General features: G+C 62.0%; 16 protein-coding genes and 1 pseudogene. 5 read left to right on the plus strand and 12 right to left on the minus strand.

What is annotated here, in order from left to right:
* Positions 1-17: 17 nt before the first annotated feature.
* The gene (locus E1N52_RS31175; protein WP_133187114.1) at positions 18-3,089 is read left to right on the plus strand and encodes a peptidase domain-containing ABC transporter; all 3,072 of its coding nucleotides are present in this window, start codon (positions 18-20) and stop codon (positions 3,087-3,089) included.
* The gene (locus tag E1N52_RS31180) at positions 3,086-4,405 is read left to right on the plus strand and encodes a sigma-54 interaction domain-containing protein (protein ID WP_133187116.1); all 1,320 of its coding nucleotides are present in this window, start codon (positions 3,086-3,088) and stop codon (positions 4,403-4,405) included. The genes E1N52_RS31175 and E1N52_RS31180 overlap by 4 nt, the downstream gene beginning before the upstream one ends.
* Before the next feature lie 173 nt (positions 4,406-4,578).
* On the opposite strand, the gene E1N52_RS31185 is transcribed toward E1N52_RS31180, so the two are convergent.
* Positions 4,579-5,337, minus strand: a complete 759-nt coding sequence (locus tag E1N52_RS31185) for a PP2C family protein-serine/threonine phosphatase (RefSeq protein ID WP_133187118.1) — start codon at positions 5,335-5,337, stop codon at positions 4,579-4,581.
* A gap of 29 nt (positions 5,338-5,366) precedes the next feature.
* On the minus strand, positions 5,367-5,660 hold the full coding sequence (locus E1N52_RS31190) for a hypothetical protein (protein ID WP_133187120.1): 294 nt from the start codon (positions 5,658-5,660) through the stop codon (positions 5,367-5,369).
* 477 nt (positions 5,661-6,137) lie between these two features.
* Here E1N52_RS31190 and E1N52_RS31195 point away from each other — a divergent pair, with 477 nt between their 5' ends.
* Both E1N52_RS31195 and E1N52_RS31200 read left to right on the plus strand, forming a co-directional pair.
* Positions 6,138-6,605: a lecithin retinol acyltransferase family protein gene (locus tag E1N52_RS31195; RefSeq protein ID WP_133187122.1), complete on the plus strand. Its 468-nt coding sequence runs from the start codon at positions 6,138-6,140 to the stop codon at positions 6,603-6,605.
* 59 nt (positions 6,606-6,664) lie between these two features.
* The gene (locus E1N52_RS31200; RefSeq protein ID WP_028204751.1) at positions 6,665-6,907 is read left to right on the plus strand and encodes a hypothetical protein; all 243 of its coding nucleotides are present in this window, start codon (positions 6,665-6,667) and stop codon (positions 6,905-6,907) included.
* A gap of 2 nt (positions 6,908-6,909) precedes the next feature.
* On the opposite strand, the gene E1N52_RS31205 is transcribed toward E1N52_RS31200, so the two are convergent.
* The 3 genes from E1N52_RS31205 to E1N52_RS31215 all read right to left on the minus strand — a co-directional run bounded on the left by E1N52_RS31205 (position 6,910) and on the right by E1N52_RS31215 (position 7,893).
* Complete coding sequence (locus E1N52_RS31205) at positions 6,910-7,125, minus strand: hypothetical protein (protein ID WP_133187124.1); 216 nt, start codon at positions 7,123-7,125, stop codon at positions 6,910-6,912.
* A 126-nt stretch (positions 7,126-7,251) separates the two neighbouring features.
* The gene (locus E1N52_RS31210; RefSeq protein ID WP_133187126.1) at positions 7,252-7,524 is read right to left on the minus strand and encodes a hypothetical protein; all 273 of its coding nucleotides are present in this window, start codon (positions 7,522-7,524) and stop codon (positions 7,252-7,254) included.
* A gap of 96 nt (positions 7,525-7,620) precedes the next feature.
* Complete coding sequence (locus E1N52_RS31215) at positions 7,621-7,893, minus strand: hypothetical protein (protein WP_165979478.1); 273 nt, start codon at positions 7,891-7,893, stop codon at positions 7,621-7,623.
* A 531-nt stretch (positions 7,894-8,424) separates the two neighbouring features.
* Between E1N52_RS31215 and E1N52_RS31220 the strand changes: the two genes are divergently transcribed.
* A complete protein-coding gene (locus tag E1N52_RS31220) occupies positions 8,425-10,524 on the plus strand; it encodes a serine/threonine protein kinase (RefSeq protein WP_133187128.1) in 2,100 nt (699 codons plus the stop codon).
* 16 nt (positions 10,525-10,540) lie between these two features.
* On the opposite strand, the gene E1N52_RS31225 is transcribed toward E1N52_RS31220, so the two are convergent.
* From E1N52_RS31225 to E1N52_RS31255, 7 genes and pseudogenes are all read right to left on the minus strand, one after another.
* Positions 10,541-11,554, minus strand: coding sequence for a tellurite resistance/C4-dicarboxylate transporter family protein (locus E1N52_RS31225; protein WP_165979479.1), 1,014 nt, complete (start codon positions 11,552-11,554; stop codon positions 10,541-10,543).
* A gap of 33 nt (positions 11,555-11,587) precedes the next feature.
* On the minus strand, positions 11,588-12,283 hold the full coding sequence (locus E1N52_RS31230; protein ID WP_133187132.1) for a phosphatase PAP2 family protein: 696 nt from the start codon (positions 12,281-12,283) through the stop codon (positions 11,588-11,590).
* A 258-nt stretch (positions 12,284-12,541) separates the two neighbouring features.
* Positions 12,542-12,943, minus strand: a complete 402-nt coding sequence (locus tag E1N52_RS31235) for a DUF1488 family protein (RefSeq protein WP_165979480.1) — start codon at positions 12,941-12,943, stop codon at positions 12,542-12,544.
* A gap of 150 nt (positions 12,944-13,093) precedes the next feature.
* Positions 13,094-13,594, minus strand: a complete 501-nt coding sequence (locus E1N52_RS31240; protein ID WP_133187136.1) for a hypothetical protein — start codon at positions 13,592-13,594, stop codon at positions 13,094-13,096.
* Positions 13,595-14,102: 508 nt separating this feature from the next.
* Positions 14,103-15,761 (minus strand): annotated as a pseudogene (locus tag E1N52_RS31245) (phospholipase C); the annotation flags it as partial.
* Between the two features lie 106 nt (positions 15,762-15,867).
* Complete coding sequence (locus tag E1N52_RS31250) at positions 15,868-16,629, minus strand: pentapeptide repeat-containing protein (RefSeq protein WP_246089294.1); 762 nt, start codon at positions 16,627-16,629, stop codon at positions 15,868-15,870.
* Positions 16,630-16,770: 141 nt separating this feature from the next.
* Positions 16,771-17,697, minus strand: a complete 927-nt coding sequence (locus E1N52_RS31255) for a pyridoxal-phosphate dependent enzyme (RefSeq protein WP_133187138.1) — start codon at positions 17,695-17,697, stop codon at positions 16,771-16,773.
* Positions 17,698-17,746: the final 49 nt, after the last annotated feature.

The raw sequence follows: 17,746 nt of genomic DNA on the forward strand, positions 1-17,746 counted from the left end.
CGCGCAGAGCCACGCAGATGGACACCCAGGCGCCCCTACCTGCCAGCGCGCCGTCGCTGGTGGATTTTCTCGCATCGGTCGAACCGCTCTCGCTTTTTTCGCGCGAAGAGCTCGACCGTCTCGCCGCGCAGGTCGAAATGCACAGCTACGCATTCGGCGACACGCTCTGCAAGCGCGGCGAGCCCGCAGCCGGACTCTATGTGATCCGCTCGGGCTCCGTGCGGCTCATTGCCGAAGAGCGCGGCAAGGAAATGAGTCTAGGCGTGCGCAAGGAACGCGAAGTGTTCGGCGAGATCGCCATGCTGCGCGATTACTGGCACGAAGTGTCGGTGCGCGCTTCCGCGAAGACCGAAGTGCTTTGCATCCCGCGCGCGGCGCTCGAACCGCTGCTGGCTGCGAATCCGGCCGCGCAGTCGTTCGTGACGAGCTATGTCGCGATCAGCTCCGCGGGCGGGTTCGTCACCCGGCTATTCGACCTGCGTGGCAAGCTTTCGCGCGCCGAGCTGGAAGAGTATGTGTCGAGCGTGGGCGTCAAGCGCGTGAGCGCGGGCAAGGAGATCATCCATCAGGGTGCCGGCGGTGACATGCGCCTCTATGTCGTGCGTCAGGGCGAGGTCAGTATTGCACGCGAGGAAGATGGCAACGTCTATCAGATCGCGAAGCTCGGCGCGGGAGAGATTTTCGGCGAACGCGCGTGCCTGCTTCGCCAGGATCAGCCCGCGAGCGTCACGGCGCTGACCGATGTGCGGCTGCTGGTGATTCCCGAGAAGACCGTGCATTTCATGCTGGAGCGCAACCCGAAGTTGCGGGAGGTGCTGGAAGAGCGCGTGCGCTTCAACGAGCGCGAATTGCAGCGGCAGAAGAAGCTCGCCGAGCGCCGCAGCCGGCCCGTTGCCGTGGACAGCGGCGCGGACGCGGGATTCAGCGAACGCGTGGTCAAGCGCTTCGTGCTGGTCGAGCAGGCCGAGGAGATGGATTGCGGCGCGGCGTGCCTCGCCATGATTTGCCGGCATTACGGCATTCCCATGACGCTCGGCAAGTTGCGCGACCTCGCGAACGTGACGACGCAGGGCGCGACGCTGGACAGTCTCGCGCGCACCGGCGAGGCGCTCGGCTTCACCACGCGCGGCGTGCAGTGCACATATGAAGCGCTGCAAGGGTTCGAGCTTCCCTTCATCGCGCACTGGGAGGGCTACCACTATATCGTCGTGTACGGCGTGTCGAAGCAATGGGTGAGGGTGGCCGACCCGGCGCTCGGCTTTCGCAAGCTGAGCGTCGACGCGTTCGAGCGCGGCTGGAACGGCACGTGCCTGCTGTTCACCGCGGTCGAGACCACGGGCGCGCAAGCGGCGACGCGCTCGCCGTGGGTGCGCTTCATCGGTTATCTCCTGCCATACCGGAAAATACTCGCTCACCTGTTTCTTGCGACCTTCGTGATCCAGATGCTGGGCGTGGTGCCGCCGCTCATCATCCAGAACATTCTCGACAGCGTGATCGTCCACCAGAACGTGAGCCTGCTGCATCTCCTGATCGTGGGGCTCATTATTTCTCATGTGTTTACGCAGCTCATGACGACGATACGCGCGCATCTGTCGAATTTCATGGTGCGCAGTCTCGACTTCGCGATGATGTCGCAGTTCTTCAAGCACACGATGTCGCTGCCGTTCTCGTTTTTCGCACGCCGTAAAACGGGTGATATCTTCGCGCGCTTTCAGGAGAACCAGACGATACGCGCGTTTCTGACCGAATCGACAGTGACCACGGCGTTGAATCTGCTGATGATCTTCATCTACTTCACGATCATGTTCCTCTACAACGTGAAGCTGACGCTGCTGCTGATCGCGTTCGTGATCCCCATCATGGCGCTCACCGCCATTGCCACGCCGCGCATCAAGCGCTATGCCCGCGATGTCTTTGCCGTGTCTACCGATGCGCGCTCGATGCTGATGGAGACGCTTGGCGGCGTCGAAACCGTGAAGGGCATGGGGATAGAAAGGGCGGTGCGCCTGAAGTGGGAGCGCAAGTACGCGAAGTCACTCGAAGTGCAGTATCGGGCGCAGGCGTTCAATATTCTGGTGGGTCTCGGCAGCCAGTTGCTCAATGCCGCGACCACGATCGTGATTCTCTGGGCGGGTGCCACGCTCGTGCTCGATCAGGAGTTGAGCATTGGGCAGCTCATTGCGTTCAATGCCTTCATGGGCAGCGTGCTTGCGCCGCTCATGGGCCTCGTTGGGCTTTGGAGCCTCATGAACGACGCAGCGGTCGCGATGGAGCGGCTAGGCGATGTGCTCGACATCGAGCCCGAGCAGAAGCCCGCCGACCTGGGGTCGCGCGTGCTGCTTCCGGACTTGCAGGGCGACATCGAATTCGATGGCGTGTATTTCCGCTATGGCGGCAACGAGACGCCTTATGTGCTGGAGAACATCAGCTTTTCGGTAGCACGCGGCCAGATGGTGGCGATCGTCGGGCGCAGCGGCTCAGGCAAGACGACGCTCGCGAAGCTGCTGGTGGGCTTCTATGCGCCGACCGAAGGCAAGATCAACGTGGACGGCTACGACATGAGCGCGATCGACCACGCATACTTTCGCGCACAGGTGGGCTACGTGATGCAGACGAACCTCGTGTTCTCCGGCACGATCGCCGAGAACATCGCGTGCGGCGATGCAACGCCGGACTGGCGGCGCATGGAAGAAGTGGCGCGCATGGCCGATGCGCACGCGTTCATCAGCAAGATGCCGCTCGGCTACGAGCAGGTAGTGGGCGAGCGCGGTATGGGCCTTTCGGGCGGGCAGATCCAGCGGCTTTGCATAGCGCGCGCGCTTTATCATGACCCACGCCTGCTCGTGTTCGACGAGGCCACCTCGTCGCTCGACACGCAGTCGGAAAGTAACATCCTCTCGAACATGCACGACATCCTCCAGGGCCGCACGGCGCTCATCATCGCGCACCGGTTAAGCACCATCATGCGGGCGGACAAGATCCTCGTGCTCTACGAAGGGGCGATCGTGGAGCAGGGGCGGCACGAAGAACTCGTCGAGCGCAAGGGCATGTATTACCAGCTCGTGCAAAAGCAGCTGGGGGCGTCATGAAACTCTTCGACCCGCACGGATTCGGCAGCTCCGTTGTTTCGTATGCCGGGCTGCTCGAGAAGATCGAGATCCTGCGCTCCACGCTGCGCTGGGCGCCGCGGCTCGAACGCACCGACATCGAAAAGCTCTTGAACCAGTCGAATGCGCTGCGCGAGGAAGTCATGCAACTCTCGCGCAAGGAGCGCTTCGTCGAGGCGGCGGCCGAGGCGCCCGAAGCGCTCGATGCGCTGGCAAGGCCGGACGCCCTCACGACCACCGCGCACCGGCGGCGCGAGGCGCTGATCGAGCGCAGCTTCATATTCGAAGGCATATTCGGCGACAACCCGAAGCTGCTCGCAGCGCTGGAGATTGCGGAAAAGGCGGCGCCCACCGACCTGCCCGTGCTGATCGACGGCGAGAGCGGCACGGGCAAGGAGTTGATGGCGAAGGTGATCCACGCGAACGGCGCGCGCGCTGATCGCCCGTATATCTCGGTCAATTGCGGAGCGATACCCGAAAACCTGCTCGAATCGGAACTGTTCGGCCATCGCAGAGGGGCGTTCACGGGAGCGTCGAGCGATCGCAAAGGGAAGTTCGAAAGTGCGCATACGGGGACGATCTTTCTGGACGAGATCGGTGAGTTGCCGCTGCAGGGGCAGGTGAAGCTGCTGCGTGTGCTCGAATCGCACGAAATTCAGCGAGTGGGCTCCGATGAGCCCATTGGGGTCGACACGCGTATCGTTGCGGCGACGAATCGCAACTTGCGCGAGCTCGCCGCGCAGGGTCAGTTTCGCGAGGATCTCTTTTATCGGCTAAGTGTGATTCATGTCACGCTGCCAGCGCTGCGCGAACGCAACGACGAGATTCCGCTTTTGATTGCCTATTTCGGTGATGAAGCTGCTGCGCAGCTCAAGCGACGGCCTATGAAGCTGACGCCCAAGTTGCGCGATTTTCTACTTACGTATGCTTATCCGGGGAATATTCGCGAGCTGCGTAATCTCGTGTATCGGCTTTCGTGCCTTGCTGGGGAGACGGCCGATATCGAGCATCTGCCCGATGATATTCGGCCTAAGCCCGCTGCGCTGGGTTTGCGGGTGGTGGAGGCTGAGGCGGCTGGGGCGCCTCTGTCACTGAGCGATGCGAAACGCGCTGCGAGTGATGAAGCTGAGCGGGCATTTCTCGAGCGTGGGTTGCAGGAGACCGGGGGCACGGTCGCGGAGCTTGCGAGGCGATGTGATATGAATCGGTCGCACTTGCAGATGCTGCTTAAGAAGCATGGGATTCATTCTAAGGATTTTCGGCATGCCGAGAAGGTGAATCATGAGAAGGGGTCTTGAGCTGAGCTGGGGGCGCAGCGGGGCTTTTTGTTGTGGTTCTTGCGGGTTTGGCCTTTTCTTGTTTTCGCGTCGGTATGCAGGCGTTGCCCCGCACAGGGGCAACGCCTGCATACCGACACAAGAAAAGGCCAAAAACAAAAAAACAAAAAAGCCAAAAGCAAAAAAGCCAAAAACTAACGCCCAACAGCAGGATTAACCAGCGTCCGATCCGACGCACCCGGATCATCCACCCTCACAACCACAGCAGTAATGTTATCCCGCCCCCCAGCCTGCAAGGCCATCTCAACCAGCAAATCAGCTGCACGCTGGCAATCCCCACCCTCGAGCGCCCGCACCATCTCGGGCGCCTGCACTTCATTACTCAACCCATCGCTGCAAAGCAAGAAAAGGTCTCCGTCGCGCACGACGATGCGGCCTTCGTCCAGATCAAGCCAGTCTGCCGCACCGACGGCCCGTGTTATCAAATGCTGCGATGGATGGTGGCGCGCCGCTTCGGCGCTCAAATGCCCCTGCGCCTGCAACTCCGCCACGTAACTATGGTCTGTCGTGAGCGCTTCGAGCTGCGCATCGCGGTACAGATAGATGCGGCTGTCGCCCGCCCATAACCACGCAAATTCGCGCCCCTTCGCCATCAGCACGGCAACGGTGCTGCCAATCATACGAACCCCGCGCCGCGCCGCTTCTTCGCGCAACTGGTGGTTCACCGTCTGCAGCGTGCCGCGCGCTGTGGCCGAGAAACTGGTGAGCGCGTTCGGCACGGCAAGCGCTCCTAGCGCGCGCACGATCATGCCGCTGGCAAGATCGCCCGCCGTGTGGCCGCCCATGCCGTCGGCCACTGCCCACAAGCCCCGCTGGGGCTGATCGAGACATGCATCCTCGTTGAGCGCCCGCACACAGCCTACGTCCGTGCGCGATGCCGATCTCCATTGCATTCCGCCTGTCACGATCGAGCCTCCATAGGCTACGCGACGAGTCCGTTATTCTTGCCGTTCTGGCCCACGCCTACCGTCACGTTCGAATTGGACGCGGAATTGGTAACGTCGAGCGTCTGGTACTGATTGATGACCTGATTCGCGTAGAACGTGTTGTTGGTCTGGTAGAGATTGATGACGGGCCCAAGCGGGGATGGCTGCGCAGGCTCGTACGGCTGTATCCAGCCGAATACCCACGGCGCGCCGGCGCCCCGGATGAACGACATGGCCTTGCGGTCGAGATCGCATTGCAGGTGAAGGTCGGTAATGGCGAGCGAGGTCATGACAAGTCTCCGTCAAGATGATGGCCGCGGGCACGCGGCGTTCCGACCATACCTTGCAAGCAGCATGCCATTTTTCCGCGATTCGCGGCGCTCGCGCGCCATATCCCCGTGAGGCTTGCCCCTTATGACATCGCACTCGCGGCGCGCGTTCCGCGCGTGCACGCACGTCTTGGGTTCGAGGTGCAATGGTCGCGCGATTGCCAACACGTTGGCTGCCCGTCGTCATCAGCACTCCGACACATGCGCGATCCTTCTCGTCGAGCCGGTTTGGCGGCGAACTGATGGTTCGGCGCCGACACAAACGAAGCGCTCAAGTTGGCGCGTTGCCGACACACGGGCGCCTCCAGCACGCACGTTCTCCCGCTACGCCTTATAGAACCGTGATCGGCCGCCTGGCATGTCTGATGCAGGGTAGTTGGCAACCGGCAAACCGTCGAGCAGCACTGGAAGCCGGCAACCAGCCAGACGGATGCAGCCATGAGCCCCGATCTCCAACCGACGATGCACGCAGACGAACCGCCGCTCGGCGCGCATCTCGTGTCGCGTCGCGCGGGCTACAGCCATCACGGTATCTATGTCGGTGGCGGGCGCGTCGTCCATTACGCCGGCTTGTGCGTGTCACTGCATCGCGGTCCGATCGAGGAGGTCACGCTCGAACGTTTCGCGGCCGGCTACGAAGTCGCCATCGTCGCGCATCCGTGCGCAGCCTTCACGGGCCGCGAAGCCGTGGCGCGTGCGCGCTCGCGTCTGGGCGAAGACGAGTACCGCCTGCTCAGCAACAACTGCGAACACTTCTGCACCTGGTGCGTGGACGGCAAAGGCCGCAGCGAACAGGTCCGCACCTGCATCGTCCATCCGCTGGCCGGCTTGCGCGTAATGCGCGCACTGGTTCGCGCCCGCCGCGTCCACGCCAGCCACGACGAGTACGCCGCGCAGGCGGCATGAACGCCCTTTTCCAGTCGACACCCATACGACACGTCTGGCCACTTGCTTCGGAGACCATCATGAATTCCGCCGAAACTTCGCTGCGCACCCTCGTCGACAAGTGGCTCGCACCCAACGCGCGTGTGCCGGCCCGTGTGGTGCGTTTTAGCCGCACACAGGAGCAACGGCTGCGTTATGTTTGTGTCGAGGCGGTGCATCCCGCGCGTACGATTGCAATCTTCTTCTTCCGTCACGACGATGGCACGTGGTGCGTATTTCCGCCTGCCAGCACGCGACCGGCTATGACCGCGCGCGCCGCGTGAACTCAGCGCAGCAGCGTCGGACGTGGCCGCGCCGCGGGGAAGGCTGCCGGCCCTCGCTGCGCGGGTGAGCCTTCGATCTCCACACGTACGCCAATGAACGGCCGCGGCACGAGTAGCGTCCGCTGCGAGGCCGCGCGGGCGCCACCCGTGATCGCGGCCATTGCCTGCCTGTCCAGTTCCACGCTTTCCGGAAGGTCCTTGATGACGATAATGCTCATGGTCTGCTCCACGAGAGCGGATTGCGCTTGATAGGTTTCGTTTGAGTATAGGCGGTGGCGCGCGGCGCACGTAAACAAGCAGGCGGCGCCTCGCGGCGCCGTCTGCGTGTCCCTTCGCGGCAGCGGCTAAAACGTCACGCCGGTGTTCGCGTATTGCGAGGGATTGACCTTGAGGTTCAGCGGCCCAAAGCCGGCGCCGATATAACCGATGTTGTTGAGCGCGGCGACGTCGACCACCTGAACCTGCGAGATGTTCTGCACGATGTTCGGCGAGACGGTGATGTTGGCAATCGAGCCATATCCACCGTACGAGCTGCTGCCGCCGCCGCGTACGGCTGTCATGGCGCGGCGGTCGAGTGCCGTTCCCGGAGCCAGCTCGCGGATAACGAGGGAAGTCATGGTAAGCCTCCAGTTGCTGATGAATGGCGCGGATGAACCCGGGCGGGCGCGGCACGCGAATGAACGCGGGGTGCGGCCGCGCCGCCGCCGGGACGATCAGAAGTTGATCGTGTTGTGGGCGGTCTGCACCGGGTTGACCTTCGCGTGGATGTTCTGCGCGAAGGCGACGTCGTTGCCCACGTTGTTTTCGATGGTGTTCGTCTGGCCGATCAACTGCTGGGCATTGAAGTTCGTCGTGTCGTACTTGAACGACGGCGCCGGGTAGTAGCCGGGCCAGAGGCTCAGGCCGCCACCGCCGCGAACGGCGCTCATTTCGCTGCGGTCGAGTTCTTGCGCGACGCTCAGGTCGGCGATCATCAGCTTGCTCATGACAGTTCTCCAGAAGGGCAGTACAGGGTAGTTGGCGATTGAGCTGCAGTATCTTGCGGGCTCGCACCTCTTAATGCACAGGCTGTGCCAGCGGCTTCGCGTTTATGTGGCGAACCGCTCAGCGCCTTGTGTGACGGGGCTTTGCGGCAAGCCGCCAGGCGGGTGCAGGGCAGGTGGCAGCGCTCGCGCGCGAAATCGCTGATGGGGCGTGCCCAACAGCGCGCGGCGAGGCCGTTGGATTCAGGGCAACACGAGCGAGCGAAAAGCCTGGTTCAGGCACCGATTGCACTGCGCGTTGCCGCAGATTAATCTCTCATCAGACCTTGTTGCATGGTTGCAAGCGCGTGCGCCGGCTGAGATCACGGTGCGCGCAGATCCGGCGGCGACTCTGTATGCTTTAAAGATGACGAGACCACGTTGCAGCGGGCTCGACGGGGATCGCGGCAGCAGCCACACGCGGCGCGATCGTGCGCCGGGAACGTGTGACGCAAAGCGCCTCGGCCATCCTGAAGCTGAGTTGAAGGCATACGAATGATGAGCCTTGCGCAGCTGATCCAGACATTCCAGAGCGGGGCGCTCTCACGCGAGGCGTTCTTCGCCGAGATCGACCACGTGCTCGCGGTCGACGCGGCCAATTGCGCTCGCCTGCGCGAAGCGGTGGACGCAACGCAAACTGTCCATCCGCTGCCCGATGCGGTGTATGCCGAGGTTCTGCGCCGCATCGAACATCGCGAGGACAGCTCGGCGGCCGTGGACGACTCCACCCGCATTCACGAAGCCATTGCCGCGGCGCGTTCCGCCTCCGCGGGCGATGACGCGGAACACGTGAAGGGGATTGGCGACACGCTCAACGGTCGCTTCGTGCTCGAAGAGTGTCTGGGTGTGGGCGGCATGGGCACCGTCTACAAGGCGCTCGATTTGCGCAAGCTCGAAGCTTCGGACCGCAAACCTTATATCGCGATCAAGGTGCTGAACGTGCAGTTCCGCGGCCAGCCGACTTCGCTGATCGCGCTGCAGCGCGAGGCCCGCAAGGCGCAGACGCTCGCGCACCGCAATATCGTCACGGTGTACGACTTCGACCGCGACGGTCCGCTCGTCTACCTCACGATGGAATATCTGTCGGGCAAGCCGCTCAGTAAGCTGCTGCGCGCGCCGGGTTTCGCGGGTATGCCATTCGAAAAGGCGCGGCCCATCATTGCCGGGATGGGGCAGGCACTGGCGTATGCGCACGAGCGCGGCTTCGTGCATTGCGACTTCAAGCCAGCCAATGTTTTTCTCACCGATGGCGGTGATGTGAAAGTGATCGACTTCGGCATTGCGCGCGTATTCCAGCGGCCCGAAGAAGATCCCGACGTCACCGTGTTCGATCCCGCTACGCTCGGCGGCATCACGCCCGCCTATGCGAGCCCGGAGATGTTCGAGCATCGCGAGCCTGATCCGCGTGACGATGTCTATGCACTCGCCTGTGTGACCTACGAACTGTTGACGGGCAAGCATCCGTTCAACCGCAAATCGGCCACGCAGGCACGCAGCGACAAGATGCGCGCGGAGCGGCCGCCAGGTCTCGATCGCGGCCAATGGCGCACCTTGAGCGCGGCGCTTTCGTTTGACCGCGCATCGCGCACCGCGAGCGTCAATCAGTTTCTCGATGGCATGGGCGTGCTCACGCGTGCGGCGGCGTTCCCGGGCGCCCGGGCCGGCGCTATTGGCGTGGGGGCGATCGTCGTCGCTGCAGGCTTATGGGTCGGGTATCGCGTGTTTTCCGGGCATGGGCAAACGGGTGCGAGGCCCTCCATGTCGGCTATAGCGCCCGCTAGCGCGACGCTGGCGGCCTCGGAGGCGCCGGCCTCCCCGGTGCTTGCTGCAACGCCAGCGGCGGTTGTCGCGAGCGTGCCTGCCACGACTGCGGCTGCAGCGGTTCCCGCACCGAGCGCGCCGGTGGCGGACGCGGCGTCGATCGCCGCGCTGAACGCGACGCTCGCGCACATTCCGTGCTCGGCGCTTGCGGCGTCGCTGCCCGAGCACGTAGTCCAGGTGCGCGGCTTTGCCAATACGGGCGAGAACATGGCACACGTTCATGACGCGCTCGCCCAAACGCCCGGCGGGCAGGCCGCGAAACTCGATGTGACTGCGGTGGAGAATCACAACTGCGAAGTCGTGAGCGCATTCGCGCCGTATTGGCGCGCCAATCATCTGGCGGGCGGCGGTGCGTCGATCCATACCCAGCCACTCGACGCTCACCTGACGCAGGGCATGCCGCTCATCGTCGATATCACCACGCCGCATTACGACTCATACGTCAACGTGGATTATTTCGCGCTCGACGGGAGCGTCGTGCATCTCGTCCCCAGCAACGTCGAGCGCGACAACCAGGCGCCACCCAGCTTTTCGGCGACGGTCGGAGGCTCGGGATACTGGCTCGTGGACAAGCCGTTCGGCACGGAGATGATCGTTTTGCTGATTACGCCGGCGCCGCTGTTCGATGGGCTGCGTCCGGCTTCGGAGTCTCGCTCCGCTTACCTTGCGGCGGTGGGGCAGCAGTTGAAGCAGATGGAAGCCCGTTATGGCGCAGGGCATATCGTTGCCGATTTCGTACAGATCACGACGCATGCGCGCAGTGACTCGCAGTAATTGATCGCCACGTTCGTTATTTTCTTTTGACAGACCTGACCGAAGCGCGTAGCAGTCCGAACAAAGCCAACGTCCACGCCATGAAGGTGACGATCACGGTGACGTGTGCCACATACGCGAGAACGTGAAGCCCGGTGGCTTCGGCATACAGGAAGGTCGCGGCAGAGTACGTGCCAAGCGGAAAGACGACGGACCATTCGGCCGCCGTATACCGAACCGGCTCGCCGATGATGACGTGCTTCTCGATGTAGAGCGCGGCAAGCAGAGGAATCCAGAACGTTGCCGTGAACCAGCACGCAGTGGTCAGGACCCGCAGCACGAACAGGTCGCTGCCGGGCCAGGCCACGAGGTCATGCCCGGCCAGAATGAGACGGCTGCCAGCCAGCGTGGTAATGGCCATCGCTCCCATGTTGATCCACCACGGTTCCGTGAGGTCCGCAGCCGTCATGGGCACGAAGCACCACCGGTAGAAAATGAGCGTGATGAGGATCATGTACAGCACGCCGCCGAGCAGCCACGCCCCGAGCGCGAGCAGATCGAGCAGCGGCACGCTCTCGCCGTTCATCCGCGAAACGGCCAGAGCCAGGACCGCAATCGACTCGGTTGCAACGACCAGCAGCAGCCAGGTTCCGTTGAGCCCGGTATGCAGGCCGGGCTTTCGCTGGCCAATGGTCATTGCAGCGAGAAACGTATACGCGACAGCGAGCCAGAGCGTGGCTGAAAGACCGAGGAACCACGGTAACGCGCGTGGCAGGACGTGATACACCGAGAGTTGGCTGCCGAGCACAGCAGTCGCTGCAACGACCGTGAGAAAGCCCGGTCCGCGGCTATGATCGACGATATCGGTATGCACCGCGCGTGGATAGCGCACGAGACGGCACAGCGTGATGGCAAGCAAACCGGGCCACGCCGCTCCATTGATGCCGAGAAGCAGCCACCCAATAACGTCGTAGCCCAGAAGATGGGCTGCGATCGAGACGATGCCGGTCGCCATCACCATCGCGAAGGCGGTGGGCGGGAAAGTCTGCAACCAGGGTTGGCGTGGATTCGACGCCGGCATCCGTCAAGTTACCGTGTGCAGTACCGAATGGGCGAGCCGCAGAAGATCGTCGAACTGCGTGACCAGCTCGAAACAGAGCAAGAAGCCGACCGCCGCAACCGGACCGGGGTAGCGCATGACGAAGCGCATGAAGGGCTTGACAGTGCGCCTTCTCACGGCTCTGCGCGTCATGATCCAGGTAATCACGATGCCGATAAAGGCACCGACGAGCAAATCCGTGGGGTAATGATAGCCCAGATAAGCCCGTGGAAAGCAGACGAATGCCGCGACAGACAAGAACGCAAGTATGCCGATGCCTCGCCATACGAGGAAGATCCCCATCGCTACTGCCGTCCACAGCATGGCGTGATCGCTAGGAAAGGAACTCCAGTGCATCAGCCCGGCGAGTTGCACCGGTGAAGAGGCGAAATGTAGATTCAGGCCCGGTGTGAATAGCGGCCGTTCCCTGTATGGCAGAACGCGCGCAAGGAGGCGTCCCACCGCGAGTGCAATGAGACCGCTTGCCAGCGTGGCGAGTACGATCTCGCGGCGCCAGCCACGCCGCTCGTGTGGCTGGAACCAGATCCACCACAATAGCGGAATCAACAAATAGCCTTTGAATGTGTAGAAGTCGGCAATCACACCAATTGCGTAATTGACCTGGGGAGGAAGCTGCAGTTGGGTGAGGGCTCCCAGAATGACGGTATCGAAGCTGTTCATTATTGTGGCCATCCCGCTGATGAATTCGTGAGAAGGGCGGTCTCGAACAGAATCCTCAACCGCCTCCGTGCCACATACGCGAGGCGTTCTTCATGGTATTTTTCAAGCCCGCGCACACGGTGAAAGCAGTTCGCAGCGATGAGCTGCTGCGATGCAACTTCGAAGGTGCGCATATAGCGTGCCTTCATTCACACTGCAGTGCGTCAAGGACTCGTTGGGGCTTTCGCATTCAAGGGCCTTACATTGCAGAGCACGCCCTCATGTCAACGCACTTCCAGCCTCGAGAGCGTTCATCTCCGCGGGTATGTATGCGCTCGCGATTCCCGTTTCCTCGCGTTGGGCAACTTCCACGATTCCCCTGTTGTGCTTGATGTCCGCTTCGATCATGCCGGGCTTGCGCAGGCAGTCGCGCAAGAAAATCTGGCAGCGGCCTGATGAGATCCGGTGGGGGAGAATCTGTCTGGTAATTGATTCGATCTCCTTCCTATGTGTCGAGAAGGCCGCTAACAGGCCAGCGCGACCGGCGCGCGCACGAAAATAATCTTCAAGGGCCTCTGGGGATATTTCGCACATGACCGGTGTGCCGTCGACGACGGCACGATACCGGACTGTGCCGCTCGCGTGGTAGTAGGCTTCTTCAGCTGGGAATTGTATGAGCACGATGGCTTACCTCTGTGACCTCCGGGTCTGCCTTCAAGCAACTGGTGTTCCCCCCTCGTCCGATGAAACCTGAAAGAACGCGCATCGTGGTCTGGTCAATTGAATCGAAATCAATTCTCAAATCGTTCTCAGCGAGAATGTCGGGCGGCGCTAGCTGCCCTGATCGGACGACGCGCTGCTGCTGCTGTGGGGAGGCGATAGCGGTCCGTAGCGCAGGTGTTGCGCCACCGACATGGGCACTTTGGGCGAGAACATGCCGACGATCGTGAGTGCATAGACGACTGCCGCGACGCTCGCCACGACGCGAACGGGACGCGCGATCGCCGAATTGCCGACGACGATGTTGAGGTAGAACCAGATGCCGAGCAAAGCGAGCAACAGCAGGCGCGGCATGGGCTTCCAGCCGTCGCGGCCGACTTCGGAGATAGACCACACAAGTGCCGCGACGAGCGTAAAGAAGACGCTCCAGACGCCTGCTGTGCGGCTTCGTACCATGAGGGTGCCCGAGCCAATCAGCGCGAAGCCGGTGACGACGTAGTAGGGCGTGGAACCCATTGCGACGAGCCAACCGCCAAGTACAGCGAAAGCGGCGCCCACCAGTACCAGGACCTCGCCCGTCTCGGCAGGAGAGGTCTCGTGTCGGTTCGACATAGAAGAGCCCCCGCTCATGCAAATGTCTGGCAGCATCGCGTCACGCAACGCTGAAAGCCGTCTGGGTCTCTGAGGGTCATCTGGCAATCGGCGTTCACGTCAACGCGTTTCGCTAGTGGTGCAATCGCCGTACCCTCTCGGGCGTCAGAAAAATTTGCAAGGGTCTGTGTAAAGGCGAGGGCGTTATTCGTTTGATACATAGCGCCACGCTTTTATCTCGGGCTGTCACTGTAGCCACAGTCAGTCATGGTGCTGGTGGCGCATGGGGGCGGCCGTGTAGAGGCCAGCAAATGGAGGTGAGAGAGATTTGGATTCCAAATCAACCATATGAACTATCGAGAGGCCGCAATCCACGGAAACGAAGCGCAGAAGCGCGTTGACATATCTACAAGAAGCCAGTGTAGAAATGGCGCGCACGGCATCGTTTACCCTGACATTGAATCGGAATCAAAACAGGAATGGGGAGAGCTGTCGAGTTCCGTGCCGCCTCGCGCCAGACCTTCGCAGGCGTGTCGACCGGCAGCCCTGTCGGCGGGTCGAGAAACAGCTTGCGTTGAGCGAGGTCTTCGCCACGGCGGCTGAAATCGAACATGCCCATGATGCTGCCAGCCTTGCTGTCGAACGACCCACCGCCGATACGTTCTCCGTCGAGCCAGTTGTCTTCGATGAAGCGAACGACCGACGACTGGTCGATCAACGTATGGTCGACGAAATTCTCCTTCGCCCAGCACGATATGACGAGAAACGGAATGCGCGCGCCCGGGCCGCAGCGGCCGTTCACGGGTTTGCCGTTCACGCCGTCCTGTGCGGAGCCGGTACCGCATTTTCCCTGGCCATTCAGGTGGTCGGCGACCGAATCGTATGACGCACTCGTCGGCGATACGTATGCGTGGTCGTACCAGCCATCCGAGTCGTCCCATGTCACGACAACGGCGGTGTTGGCCCAGTCCGGCTGGCGCTGCAGGAAGTTGACGACCTTCGTGACGAACGCCTGCTCGTCGAGTGGATCCGAATAGCCGGCGTGACCGTCCTGGAATGCGGGGGCCTTGAGGAAACTCACGGCCGGAAAGTTCCCGGCGTTCACCGCGCTGAAGAAGTCGTCGGAATCGTACTGATGATTGGCGGGGTCCCGGGTCCGGCCATCTTTATCCAGGGTATGCCCGATGGCCTGGATAGAACTCGGGCGCAAATGCTTCGGGTTCGACGTCGAGGCATAGTACTGGAACCAGTTGTGGTGTGGAACGTAGTCCGCCGTGGCCGCACCAACGACCGCCGATAGCGTGCTGCGCCTGCACGCGGTCGTGCCATTGCTGTTCACCGTATCGAGGTTGAAGCCGCCCATGAAGCCGCCCCACGAGATATTGCGCGCGTTCAAAAGGTCGCCGATATTTCTGCCCGTCATCATGACGGTGTCCCGCTTGCTCGAGCATCGGTCGAAGGCAGGATCGACGTCGTCGATCAGCGTGAAGCCACCCTGTCCGTCGTTCACGTAGTAGGAGCCCGGGACCGAAGGCTTTTTCGTCGTCAGCACGGTCTTCACGCCGTTGGTTTGACCCGAGACCACCTCCAGCGCGCCCGGCGTCGACGGGCCATAGGTCGATGACCAGGCGTTGTCGCTCATCGCGAATCGCTGCGCGTAGTTCCATAGCGCAGTGACGGTATTGCCGTCGTAATAGCCCATCACCTCGCCATTGTTTCCGGACTCACCGGGGCCGTCGGTCGTGCCTTTGCCCGTGTACTTCGGGAACAGGTCGACCGCGCCGTTGTCATAGGCTTGCTCTTCTGCCGCATAGGCGTGATCCTGGTCGGCGGTGGCCGCGTGCGTACGGTCGATACGGAACGGGTTCGCTGCGCCCGCGCCATTGGCCGGATTCGTCGCATTCGGATTTCTGGAGAGCAGGGGCCCTGCTAGGCCATTCACCCTGGGCGTCCCGGGCAATGCGTTGAACGCCGGTTCGTCTGAAGGATTTTCCGCATGCGGATAGGTCGCGAAGTAGTGATCGAGCGAGACATTCTCGCCATAGATCACGACCAGGTGCTTGATAGGGGTGGCAGTATGAAGGTCGTTTGGCCTATTCATCTGCGCGTCGTCACTCGCACCCCATGCAATCGGTAATGAGAATGCTGCGGCGATGAGCGAACCAGGCGCTAGATGACGCCAGTGCATATCGGGCTCCTGTAAGTTGCGCTTCCTTATAGCGCAACGGGAGTTCCCGGCAGATGTTGCCGTGTCGTTGGCAAGCGAAGGCCAGCTCGTGCCGGCCTTCACCGAACTACAACACGCGCACTCCGCAATCTCCAACCAGCATCACGGCTTGATCGACGGAGAGTATCGTGCCTTTGAGATGCTGCAGCACATCGGAGATCCGAAAACCGCTTAGGTCTACAGAGCGTAGGTCCGCACCGTCAAAGCGGCTGTTTCGCAACTGGGCGTTGCTGAGGCTGCCGCCTTCGAACACAGCGTCGCGAAAGTCGCAGTCGGACAGATCCGCGTCGGAGAAATTCAGTGCCTCAAGGGTTTGTTTCCGGAAGGAGAGCCCCTTCAGGTCTGCGCCAACGAGCAGTGAATCGTGAAAGCTGAGCCCTAGCGTACGGGCGTCGACAAAGCGGGCGCCCGTGAGCTTCACCTCGGTGAATGACGCCGACGCGAGTTTCGAGCCTGTCCAATCGGTATTGTTCAGATCGCTGCGATAGAAGCGCGCGTCACTCAGATTGGCGTAGCGAAATTTCGCGGCTGCGCCCTTGCACGCCAACCAGCGGCTTCTTGAGAGTTCGCAGTGCTCGAGCAGGGTGTGCTCGAAGGTGCACTGTGTGAATCGGGCGGCACGGAGATCGAGATTCGAAAGGTCTTCGCCGTCGAAACTGCAGTGCTCGAAGGTCGGTTCGTCGCCGCATTCTCGAAGCAGTCGGGTCAGCGCGTCGCGGTCGAAAGTCAATCCGCTGAACCGCGCTCCTTCTGCGTTTGACGGGTCTTGGGTGTTGCTGCGCATCTGTGCAGACTCCTCGTTCAGAGGGGTACGCAGCGTCGTGTCCACAGCGCGTCCCCTCCACTTGGTGAAAGTAGGGTTGACGCCGCGGCGGATTTAGAACCCAACAACTGGGCGCAGGAGATACCAACCTGCCACTCTATTTTCGGCGGAGACGATTCTATCGTTTCCGCCGGTGGGGGCACAAGGTCATCGGCTATGTGCCTCGCCGGACCACGCGCGTATCTGATCGATGGTGGCCGTGGCGCCGCCGCATACGACGATCAGAACCTTCTTGTAATTGGCCAGCGCCGGATGCCTGTCGTAGGCGACAGACAGCGCTGCGCCGCAAGCCGGCTCAACCAGGATGCGGTGATCCGCGAGAAAACGCTCGCAGGCAGCGAGCGCGCTGGAGTCCGACACGACGAGACTGTGTACCGGGTGCTCGCGCACGCAGCGCAACGCCTGTTCGCACACCCGCTTGGCGCCGAGCGACGTGGCGACGCTGGAGATAGACGGCAACGTCACCGTATGCCCCGCCTCGACAGCGGCATGGAGCGAAGCGGCGCCATCGGTTTCGACAGCCAGTACCGGCACATCGTGCCAATGATTGCGCTGCAGGCCTTCCACGACGCCACAAAGCAGGCCGCCGCCGCCAACGGAAAGCACGACGGCATCGGGCTTGAAGCGGGCTTGGGCAATTTCATCGATCATCGAGGCATGGCCGTGCCACAGCAACGGATCGTCGAAGGGATGCAGAAACGCGTCCGTGGCGCCCAGCAACGTTTGCGCGAACTGGTTTGCCTCCTGCCAGGAACTGCCGTGCACCACGACCTCCGCACCCTCCAGGCGGAGCAACTCTTTGGCGCGCTCGGTCGTGGTTTCCGGCACCACGACAACAACGGGAACGCCCAGGCGCCGGCCCGCATAAGCAACGGCAAGACCTGCATTACCCCCGGAGGAGGACACGAACCGCTGTGCGCCACGGCTTTGGTGGACGGCGCAAGCGTGGCCAATGCCCCGGATCTTGAACGATCCACATGGCTGCAAAGCGTCGAGCTTGAGCCACACGGACTGTTCGCCAGCGACGCTCAAGGCGCGCGACTCCACCAAAGGGGTTTCAAAGTGCAGATTCATTGCGATGGGCATCCAGGTTTGCGATCGGAACAACCGTTGCCGAACTTCT

Source organism: Paraburkholderia guartelaensis (genome assembly GCF_004353905.1).
Classification (GTDB): Bacteria; Pseudomonadota; Gammaproteobacteria; order Burkholderiales; family Burkholderiaceae; genus Paraburkholderia; species Paraburkholderia guartelaensis.